This is a genomic window from Rhodobaculum claviforme (assembly GCF_016653255.1).
Taxonomy (GTDB): domain Bacteria; phylum Pseudomonadota; class Alphaproteobacteria; order Rhodobacterales; family Rhodobacteraceae; genus Rhodobaculum; species Rhodobaculum claviforme.
Genome location: NZ_NHSD01000141.1, coordinates 1 through 9184, shown reverse-complemented (window position 1 = coordinate 9184; position 9184 = coordinate 1). Strand labels below are relative to the sequence as shown.

Below are 9184 nucleotides of genomic sequence, written 5' to 3'. Positions count from 1 at the left end.
GCCTGACCGCCCGCAGGCGCGCGCCCCAGCGGGCGGTCAGGCCAGCCCGCAACCGCCACCGGATCCGCCACGCCGTCCCCGACGCCTTGACCCGGCCGGGCACCGGCCGCCGCAAGATCGCGTTCAGGACCGCCCCCGGCAAAGCTCGAAACCAGTCCCGTGGCCAGTCCCCCGGCCTGTCCCGAAACCAGTCCCGAGACCGGCCCCCGCCGCATCCCGGCCTGCAGTCCCGGAAAACGGCCCGCGCGACGGCCCGGACCCACGCCCGCAACCCGCATGCGCCTCCATCGTATCGGCCCGCCGGGTGATGCGACCGCGCGCCCCTGTCGGCCATGGCCCCGCCGCCACGCCAGAGGTGCGCAGCCCCAGGGGTGTCGCACCGGCGCTCCGCTGATGGTCCGGGCCGCGCCCGGCGTCGGGGATACTGCACCACGGCCCGCCCCGCAGGGGGCGCACGGATGCATCACAACCGGGGCCCATGCGGATCCTCCTCGCAAGCCTCGCCGCCGCCGGGATCGGCGTGGCGGTGGCGCCTTCCCTCGCCGCCTCGGCCGGGGCCGAGGCGGCAGCCGTACGGACGTGCCCTTTCCGATCCAGCGCAACCGCACCGGCGCCCCCCAGCCCGGCCCCGGCCGGTTCCATGGCCTGGACCGCAGCACCACCGAGGCGGGGCACTGCGACATCGCCAAACGCCCGCTGGCCGGTGCGGTCCCCTGTCACGTCCCCGGCGCAATCCTGCGCGTCGACGCCCTGCCCCGCTGGCCGATGTCATGGACACGCAGGGGCGCAGCGCGACGGGCCGGGGGCCGATCCTTCATGCCCACGGGGTCTTCATCGACGTCGAAAAGGGCCGCCGCCGCGCCACGGTCCCGAAGGAAAAAGCGGCGCAGGCGGGGCGGTTCCCGTGGTTCGGCTGGCCCTCCGACGGCGGCTTGCAGACCGATACCCAAGACGAGGCCGACCTGTCCTGGAGCGTCTTCGACCGCGCCGACACCATTCCGGCGCTGGCGGCGCGGCCCGGCGGTGAACCTAGATGGGCCGCAGCCAAGGTGCGCGGGGACTGCTGGTGGCGATCTGCGACGTCGCGGCGCGGCGCCGGGATGTCCGGCTCGGGGAGGTCATCCTGCTGGCGCCCGGCATCGATTTCGACGTGTTTGTGCGCCAGTTGCCGCCCATCCGCCCGGTGGTGCGCAGCATCACCGTCCATGTCGCCCGGGGCGACCGCCTGGTTGCACTGTCGCAGGGGGTGCACGGCCATCCACGGCTGGGGCAGGCGGGAAACGCTGTGTCGCGGCTCGACGGGGTGGGTGTGATCGATCTGAGCGATCTGAGCGATCTTCCGAACAGCAGCCCGACCGGCCACCCGTATCATGTCCACGACGCCCACATCGGCGCCGACATTGCCCAGACGCGCAACGAGGGGCGCGATGCGCAGGCGCGCCGCAGCCTCGTGCGCGTCGGGCCAAACCTCTGGCGGCCGCAACGCGCGCCCCGCGTGCGCCTGCGCCGGGCCGAATGCGCGCCCCCCCGCCGCGCGACCGAGACATCATCGCCCCGGGACGCGCCCGCGCTCCGCCACGGACCGTGCGGCCATCGCGCGCCGCTGCACCGCGCGCACGCGATCCACGCGCAACCGCCCCGCCAGCCGCGGCCCCTCGCTGGCCCGCCGAGGGATCAGGTCAGCACAAGCCAGAGCGACACCGGCAGCACCCCCGCAAGGCCGGCCCCCGCCAGCACGACCACCCCGTCGCGCGCCAGAAGCCCCGCGCTGAACAGCACCATCGCGGCGCCGACACTGGTGCCGCTGGCCGGGATCACCTCCATCAGCGGGGCGCACAGCGCGGCCATCAGCACCAGAAGCATGGGCGCCTCGGCAAAGGGCGTGGCGAATACCCAGCGCTGGCGCTGGCGCAGGCGGCGCTCGACCCACGTCACCGGCCCGTGCAACCGGTGCAGCGCCGCCCCGGCACGCCCCACCGACAGCCGGCGGTCCAGCAGCACCCCCGGCAGCCAGACGCGATCCCGGCCCAGCAACCACTGGGTCATGATCGCCGCGATGGTCAGTCCGAACAGGCTTGTGGCCCCGGGCACCGCACTCAGCGGCGAGACGAGCAGCAGCGCAAACAGCAGGATCAGGACGGGAAACGTCTCCCCCTCCATCGCCGACACCAGATCGCGCAGCGCCACGCCCTCCGCCGCCGGGCGCCCCGACAGGGCGCGCCGCATCTCGGCCAGCGTCGCGCTGGCGCCGGAGGCCACCGGAGGGCTGCCCATCCGGCCAGGGCCCCCGCACCCCGGCCCGGCGGAGGGGGCGGACGGGATGTGTGCCCGCTCGGGGCGGACCGGGCGGGCGCGGTCCGGGCCATGCGCGACCAACCCGGGCGGCGCGGAGAAGCCCGCAAGGGGGGGCTGGCCGTCTCGGGGGGACTCAGCCATCGGCGGCAGCCCGCACCGCCCCTTCGATCTGGGCCGCAAAGCCGGGATCGAGGCGCAACGCCGTCCCCAGCCGGGTCAGGAACTGCCGCTCCGCCGGCGCGTCGGGGCTCATCGCCAGCAGGGCCGCCGCATACAGCTCGGCCGCGACCTCGGGCGTATCGGCATGACGGGCGACGCGCGTCACATCGGCCGGCGCGGCAAGTTCGTCCATGACAAAGGCCTTGGCCTCGACGTCGAGCGCCAGCGCCTCGATCTGGTCAAGGATGCGGGCCTGTTCGGCGGCGTCGATGTGGCCGTCGGCCTTGGCGCCCTGGATCATGGCAACCATGATCCCGCGGGCCAGACGGTCCTGGCCCTGCGGCGCGCGCTCCGGGGCGAAGCCGCTGTCGGCGGGCGGTAGTTGCAGCCCGGTGCCCGGCGCGCCGCGATGGCGCTGCCATGCGGTGTAGCCAATGGCCGCCACCGCCGCGATGCCGCCCAGTTTCAGCGCGGCGCCCGCCGATCGGGTGGCCAGCTTGCGCGCACGCTTGTTGCCCGCCAGCAGCCCCAGAACGCCGCCCGCCAGCGCCCCGGTCAGCAGCTGCCCGCCGCCCGACGCGTCCTTGCGCGCGTCCGCAGGCATGGCGCCCATCACCTGATCCAGAAGCTGTCGCGCGTCGAACATGGGGCCCCCTGCGGCTATGGCGGTGTTTTGGTTCCGATCAGATGTAGGTTCGACACCGGCGTTCAAGCGCCTGCGGCGCGCTCACGCCATGTTGAACTCCGGCCCGGTTGCGCGGGCGCCATGGCCATGGCGCCTCTGCGCTGCCGGGGCGCGCCCTGTGGTGGGTGCGCCCCGTGGCGACTGGCCCCGGGGCGCCCGCATGCGCCCGCGCTCAGGGCACGCCGGCACGGTCCCAGATCATCACCGCCTCCGCCGCATTGAGGCCAAAGACCGAGGCATTGACACCGCTGGAGCGGAAATCGGTAAAGGCGGCCATCGGCCCTTCGATCTGCACCCCGGCCACCACCGGGTATTCGTTGTTGCCGTCCGCCAGGATCTGCTGCGCGGTGTCGGACACCAGGAACTCCAGAAACGCGATGGCGTTGTCGCGGTTGGGCGCATTCACCAGCACGCCCGCGCCCGAGATGTTGGTGTGGGTGCCGCGGTCGTCCTGGTTGGGAAACAGAAAGGCCGTGGCGTCGGCCACCGCCACATCGGCGGGGTTGGACGAGGCCTTCAGCCGCCCCCAGTAATAGGTGTTGGAGATGCCGACGGCGCATTCGCCCGCGGCCACCGCGCGGATCTGGTCGGTGTCGCCGCCCTGCGGCGCGCGCGCCAGGTTGCGCCCGATGCCGCGGGCCCAGTCCTCGGCGGCGTCCGCGCCCAGCACCTCGATCAGCTCGGCCAGCAGCGAGACGCTGTAGATGTTGGACGACGAGCGCATGCAGATCTCGCCCTCGAAGCGCGGATCGGCCAGATCCTCCATCCGCGACAGCCCCTCGGGCGGCCCGGCGTCGGCGTTGTGGAAGATCACCCGCGCGCGGCTGCTCAGGCCGAACCACAGGTTGTCGGGGTGGCGCAGCTCGGCGGGGATGCGCGCCGTCAGGATGTCGCTGTCGACGGGCTGGAACAGGCCGGCCACCTCGGCGCGGTGCAGACGGCCAGCGTCGACGGTCAGCAGGATGTCGGCGGGGCTGTTGGCGCCTTCGGCCTCGATGCGGGCCTGAAGCTCGTCGCCCGACCCCTCGATCAGGTTCACCCTGATCCCGGTGGCTTCGGTGAACAGGTCGTAAAGCTGGAGATCGGTGTCGTAATGGCGCGCGGAAAAGAGGTTCAGCTCATCCGCCATCGCGGGCAGCGCAGGCAGGGCGGTGGCAAGCGCCAGCAGGGAAGCGGTTGCATGTCGCAGCATCGGTGGTGTCTCCGGTTGGGATGTCGGGGTGCGCCTGCCTGGGCTGCGGGCAAAGCCGCAGATCTGGGTGGGTCGGGGGCCACGGCCTGGCCGTGTCCGAGGGCTGCCATATCCCGGCGTCTCGATAATTGACAATAACACTCAGGTTACTGGACGCCCTGCCCCGGGCCCCGTAACAGCACATCCGACACCGCCGACCGGATGCCCACCGATGACCCGCAACCAGGGGCCCGTGCGCCCGATCCCCATACCCCGGACACCGCCGCCGCGCCGGCCGCGCCCCACCGCATGGACCGCGCTTGCGCTGGTGGTGGCGGCGGTGGTCGCGCTGCCGATCGTGACCGTGGTGGGGCGGGTCTTCGTCCCCTCCGAGGGGGTATGGCCGCATCTGGTGGCCACGGTCCTGCCACTTTACCTGAGCAACACCCTGACCCTGGTGGCGGGGGTCAGCACGCTGGCCGTGGTGATCGGGGTCACGACCGGCTGGCTGGTGGCGGCATACGAGTTTCCGGGCCGCCGGGTGTTCGAATGGGCGCTGATGCTGCCGCTGGCGATGCCGGCCTATGTGATTGCCTATGTCTACTTCGACCGGCTCAGCTTCTGGGGGCCGGTGCAGACGGGGCTGCGGCAGGCGTTCGGATGGGGCCGCGGTGACTACTGGTTTCCGCAGGTCGCCTCGCTGCCCGGGGCAGTCGTTCTGCTGGCGCTGGTGCTGTACCCGTATGTCTATCTGCTGGCGCGGGCGGCGTTTCTGGGACAGTCGCAGCACCTGATGGAGGCCGCGCGCGCACTGGGCCACAGCCGCGCATCGGCGTTCCGGCGCGTGGCGCTGCCGATGGCTTGGCCGGCCATCGCCGCGGGGGCGGCGTTCGTGGCGATGGAGACGCTGGCCGATTACGGCGCGGTGGTCCACCTCGGGGTTCAGACGCTGACCACCGGGATCTTTCGCACCTGGTTTGCGCGCGGCGCCCCGGTCGCCGCGGCGCAGTTGTCGGCGCTGCTGGTGCTGTTCGTGCTGACGGCGTTCCTGCTGGAGCGGGTGATCCGCGGAAACCGGCGGTTCGCGGGCGATGCGGGCGGGCGGGCGGCGGCGCTTGTGCGGGTGCGCCTGGGACCGGGGACGGCGGCGCTGGCGGCGGGGGCCTGTGCGCTGCCGGTGGCGCTGGGGTTCGTCTTTCCAGCGGCCGAGCTGGTGCGCCTGGCGATCATCGCCGGGGATCCGATGTGGGGCCCGCGGTTCGTTGTTCTGGCCACCAACAGCCTGAAGATGGCGGCGGGGGCGGCGGCGCTTCTGGTGGGCATCGCGGTCTTCCTGGGCCATGCCCGCAGGCTTCAGGGCGGACCGGCCATCGGCGCCGCGATGCAGGCGGCCTCGCTGGGATATGCGATGCCGGGGGCGGTGATCGCGGTGGGGGTGCTGATTCCGCTGGCGGCCTTCGACAATGCGCTCGATGCGCTGATGCGGGCGCGGTTCGGGGTCTCCACGGGGCTGGTGCTGACCGGCACCATCGCGGCGCTGATGTTTGCCTATGTGGTGCGGTACCTCGCCGTCGCCCTCAAGACGGTCGAGGCCGCCCTGGCCCGCATCCCCCGAAGCATGGACGAGGCCGCGCGTACCCTCGGCACGGGGCCCGCGGGGCTGCTGGTGCGGGTGCATGTGCCGCTGTTGCGCCGGGGCATGCTGACGGCCGCGATCTTCGTGTTCGCCGATGTGATGAAGGAGCTGCCCGCCACGCTGATCGTGCGGCCCTTCAACTTCGACACGCTGGCGATCCGCACCTATCGGCTGGCCAGCGACGGCCGCCTGGAGGAGGCCGCGACCGCCGCGCTGATGATCGTCGCCGTCGGGATCCTGCCGGTGATCCTGCTCAGCCGTGCGCTGAACCGCTGATCGCGCCTCAGCCCCCCGCGCCCGGCACCTGCGCCGGCAAGGACCCGAGCAGCGGCCCCAGCAGGGGGTTGGCAAATCGGCGCGCGCGCGTCACCGCAAGGAAGCTCTCGGTCAGCGCCTCGAACCTGGCCGCCTCGATCAGCACCCCGGCGGACAGCTCGTCCTGCACCACGATCGGCGGCAGGACCGCCAGCCCCGCATCCTCGCGCGCCAGCAGCCGCAGCATGGCCATGTCGTCGGCCTCGGCGGCGATGCCGGGCACGACCCCCAACCGGCTGACGAGCGCATCGAAACCCGCGCGCAGCGCGGTTTCGGGCGGAGGGACGACGATGGGATGGTGCGCAAGCAGCTCCACCAGCGTCCACGGCCCCGCCCCCAGGCGCCCCGGCGCCCCGATCAGGCTGACGGGCTGTTCGGACAGCCGATGCACCAGCCACGGGCTCGCGGCGTCGCGCGGCGGTGCGAGGTTGGTCAGCACCACGTCAAAGGCCAGCCCGTCGAGCCCGCGCAGCAACTCCGCCTGCGAGCCCGCGCGCAGAACCACCTCCACGTCCGACCGGCCGATCAGGGGGCGCACGAACTGCATCTGGAAGTTGCGCGACAGCGTCGCCAGCGCGCCCACCCGCAGCACCTGCCGCCCGCGCCCGGTCTCGCGCAGCGTGGAGACGAGGTCCTCGGCGGTGCGAAAGATCTCGTCGGCATGATCCAGCGCGATTCGCCCCGCCTCGGTCAGGACCAGCCCGCGGCCGCGCCGCTCGAACAGATCATGGCCCAGCGACTGCTCCAGCGTGCGGATCTGCGTCGACAGCGCCGATTGCGACAGGTTCAGCCTGCGCGCCGCGCCGGTCAGGGTGGCCTCGGTGGCGACGGCACGGAACAGCCGCAGGTGATGCAGGTTGAGGGGCGCCATCATTCCATTCCATGGATGCCAGGAGGCCAAAATATGAATTTTTCAGATGGCGCACCAGAGGCTACCTCCCCGCGGATCACACCGAACGCAGAGGTCTGCCGATGGAAATGCTGCTGTCCCCCCTTGCCGCGCCGCTGGCGCTGATCGCCGCGGCGGCCATGGCCGCGCGCCACCCCGGCCGCCGTCCCCCCGGCATCCCGCGCCTGGCCGAAGGCGCGGCCGCGCTGGCGCTGGCGCTTGGCGTGATCGGCGTGATCCGGGTGATCGCCCACGGCCCGGCCGAGGTCGTGGCCGGATCGGGCGGGCTGCTGCTGGCGCTGCGGCTCGATGCCCTCAGCGCCACGATGGCGCTGCTGGTGGCCTTTGTCGGCTGGATCGTGGTGCGCTATGCGCGGCGCTATCTGGATGGTGAGGCGCGCGAAGGCGCGTTCCACGCGCTGATGCTGGCGACGCTGGCGGCCGTGCTGGTGCTGGTGCTGGCCGGCAGCCTGGCGGTGCTGGCGGTGGGGTTCGTGGCGGTGGGTCTGGGGCTGCGGCGGCTGCTGCTGTTCTATCCCGACCGCCCCGAGGCACGGCGCGCGGCGACCAAGTTCGCACTCGTCTGGGGGGCGGGCGACGTGGCGGTGATCGCGGCGGCGGTGCTTTTGTGGCAGGCGTTCGGGACCGCCGATCTGGCGGCGCTGGCGGTGACCGCCGGGGCGGGCCTGCCGGGGGCGGCACAGGGCGCGGTGGCGCTGCTGGTGCTGGCGGCGGCGCTGAAGACCGCGGCGTTTCCGCTGCACGGCTGGCTGACCGAGGTGATGGAGGCGCCCACGCCGGTATCCGCGCTGCTGCATGCGGGCATCGTGAACGCGGGCGGGTTCGTGCTGATCCGCACCGCCGATCTGGTGCAGGCAAGCCCCGGCGCGATGGCCGCGCTGGTGATGATCGGCGGGTTCACGGCGCTGTTCGGCGCAGCGGTGATGCTGACGCAAAGCGCGGTCAAGACGGCGCTGGCGTGGTCCACGGTCGCGCAGATGGGTTTCATGCTGCTGCAATGCGGGCTGGGGCTGTGGGCGCTGGCGCTGCTGCACATCGTGGCGCACTCGCTTTACAAGGCGCATGCGTTCCTGGCTTCGGGCGGGGCGGTGCAGGCGGTGGCGGCGGTCCACCGGCCGGGGCCTGTGGCGGTGCCGGGACTGGCGGCGGTGGCGCGCGCATTCCTGATCGCGGTGGTGCTGTATGGCGCGGTGGCGGCGGGCTTTGCCGCGCTGGCCGGGCCGAAGTCGCCGCAGGCGCTGGCGCTGGGGGCGATCCTGGTGTTCGGCGTGGCCTATCTGGTGGCCCAGGGGCTGGCCGATGCCGCGCCGCGCGCCCTGACGCAACGCACCGCGGCGATCTCGGCCGGCACGGCGGTGGCGTATTTCACGCTGCACCTGATCGCGGGGGCGCTGTGGGGCGCGCATGTGCCCGCGGTGCCCACCGCTGGGCCGCTGGAGTGGGCGCTGATCGTGCTGGCGCTGGTGTCCTTTGCGCTGGTGGCGGTGGCGCAGGCGCTGTTTGCGCTGTGGTCGCACCATCCGGCGGCGGCCGGGCTGCGCGTGCACCTCGCCAATGGCCTGTACCTCAATGCGCTTCTTGACCGGCTGATCGGCGGCTTTCGCACCGCCGGGCCCCTGTGACCGCTGGAGACCGAGCATGTTCCTGACACCCATCGACATCGCCCCCGCCCGGACCGCCGCGATCCTGCGCGCCGCCGAAGCCGCCGCCCGCGCCATCCCGCCCGCCTTTCCGCTGTCGGCGACGGTTGCGGTCAACCCCTTCCTGGGCCAGACCGACGAGGATCTGGCCACAGCGGCCGCCCGGCTGGCCCGCGTGGCCGGGGTGCGCATCACCCCGCCGCGTGCGATCCACGCAGCCGCCGTGGCCGAGGGCCGGATCACCGACGACGACCTGGCCGCGGCGCTGGAGGCCTGCCCATCGGCGCGCAAGCCCATCGACCTGGTCGACCTGCGGGCGCGGCCAGCCGGGCAACCGTCGGCAGGGCCTCGGGGGTGGGGGCAGGGGCGGCCA

At 73.0% G+C, this 9184-nt stretch carries 7 protein-coding genes and 1 pseudogene; 4 read left to right on the top strand and 4 right to left on the bottom strand.

Annotated features, from left to right (window positions below; translation table 11 throughout):
- Positions 1 to 1033: 1033 nt before the first annotated feature.
- A pseudogene (locus CCR87_RS17675) lies at positions 1034 to 1336 on the top strand (alpha/beta hydrolase); the annotation flags it as partial.
- A gap of 338 nt (positions 1337 to 1674) precedes the next feature.
- Here the strand turns inward: CCR87_RS17675 and CCR87_RS04500 are convergent.
- From CCR87_RS04500 to CCR87_RS04490, 3 genes are all read right to left on the bottom strand, one after another.
- A complete protein-coding gene (locus CCR87_RS04500; protein WP_201156376.1) occupies positions 1675 to 2274 on the bottom strand; it encodes an exopolysaccharide biosynthesis protein in 600 nt (199 codons plus the stop codon).
- A gap of 154 nt (positions 2275 to 2428) precedes the next feature.
- Positions 2429 to 3100 carry a tellurite resistance TerB family protein gene (locus tag CCR87_RS04495; RefSeq protein ID WP_201156375.1) on the bottom strand — a complete coding sequence of 224 codons (672 nt, stop codon included), beginning with the start codon at positions 3098 to 3100 and terminating at the stop codon, positions 2429 to 2431.
- Positions 3101 to 3311: 211 nt separating this feature from the next.
- Positions 3312 to 4331, bottom strand: a complete 1020-nt coding sequence (locus tag CCR87_RS04490) for an extracellular solute-binding protein (protein WP_201156374.1) — start codon at positions 4329 to 4331, stop codon at positions 3312 to 3314.
- A gap of 211 nt (positions 4332 to 4542) precedes the next feature.
- Between CCR87_RS04490 and CCR87_RS17475 the strand changes: the two genes are divergently transcribed.
- Positions 4543 to 6222, top strand: coding sequence for an ABC transporter permease (locus tag CCR87_RS17475; protein ID WP_201156373.1), 1680 nt, complete (start codon positions 4543 to 4545; stop codon positions 6220 to 6222).
- 7 nt (positions 6223 to 6229) lie between these two features.
- On the opposite strand, the gene CCR87_RS04480 is transcribed toward CCR87_RS17475, so the two are convergent.
- Positions 6230 to 7132 (bottom strand): LysR family transcriptional regulator, encoded by a 903-nt coding sequence (locus tag CCR87_RS04480; RefSeq protein WP_201156377.1) that lies wholly within the window; start codon positions 7130 to 7132, stop codon positions 6230 to 6232.
- 101 nt (positions 7133 to 7233) lie between these two features.
- Between CCR87_RS04480 and CCR87_RS04475 the strand changes: the two genes are divergently transcribed.
- Together CCR87_RS04475 and CCR87_RS04470 are read left to right on the top strand one after the other, a co-directional pair.
- Positions 7234 to 8793, top strand: a complete 1560-nt coding sequence (locus tag CCR87_RS04475; RefSeq protein WP_201156372.1) for a proton-conducting transporter transmembrane domain-containing protein — start codon at positions 7234 to 7236, stop codon at positions 8791 to 8793.
- A gap of 16 nt (positions 8794 to 8809) precedes the next feature.
- On the top strand, positions 8810 to 9184 hold a 375-nt coding region (locus tag CCR87_RS04470), incomplete at its 3' end, for a putative inorganic carbon transporter subunit DabA (RefSeq protein WP_201156371.1).

Excerpts from the sequence above, each read along its gene's own strand:
- CCR87_RS04500 (WP_201156376.1), bottom strand. The coding sequence starts at position 2,274 with ATGGGCAGCCCTCCGGTGGCCTCCGGCGCCAGCGCGACGCTGGCCGAG.
- CCR87_RS04495 (WP_201156375.1), bottom strand. The coding sequence starts at position 3,100 with ATGTTCGACGCGCGACAGCTTCTGGATCAGGTGATGGGCGCCATGCCT.
- CCR87_RS04490 (WP_201156374.1), bottom strand. The coding sequence starts at position 4,331 with ATGCTGCGACATGCAACCGCTTCCCTGCTGGCGCTTGCCACCGCCCTG.
- CCR87_RS17475 (WP_201156373.1), top strand. The coding sequence starts at position 4,543 with ATGACCCGCAACCAGGGGCCCGTGCGCCCGATCCCCATACCCCGGACA.
- CCR87_RS04480 (WP_201156377.1), bottom strand. The coding sequence starts at position 7,132 with ATGGCGCCCCTCAACCTGCATCACCTGCGGCTGTTCCGTGCCGTCGCC.
- CCR87_RS04475 (WP_201156372.1), top strand. The coding sequence starts at position 7,234 with ATGGAAATGCTGCTGTCCCCCCTTGCCGCGCCGCTGGCGCTGATCGCC.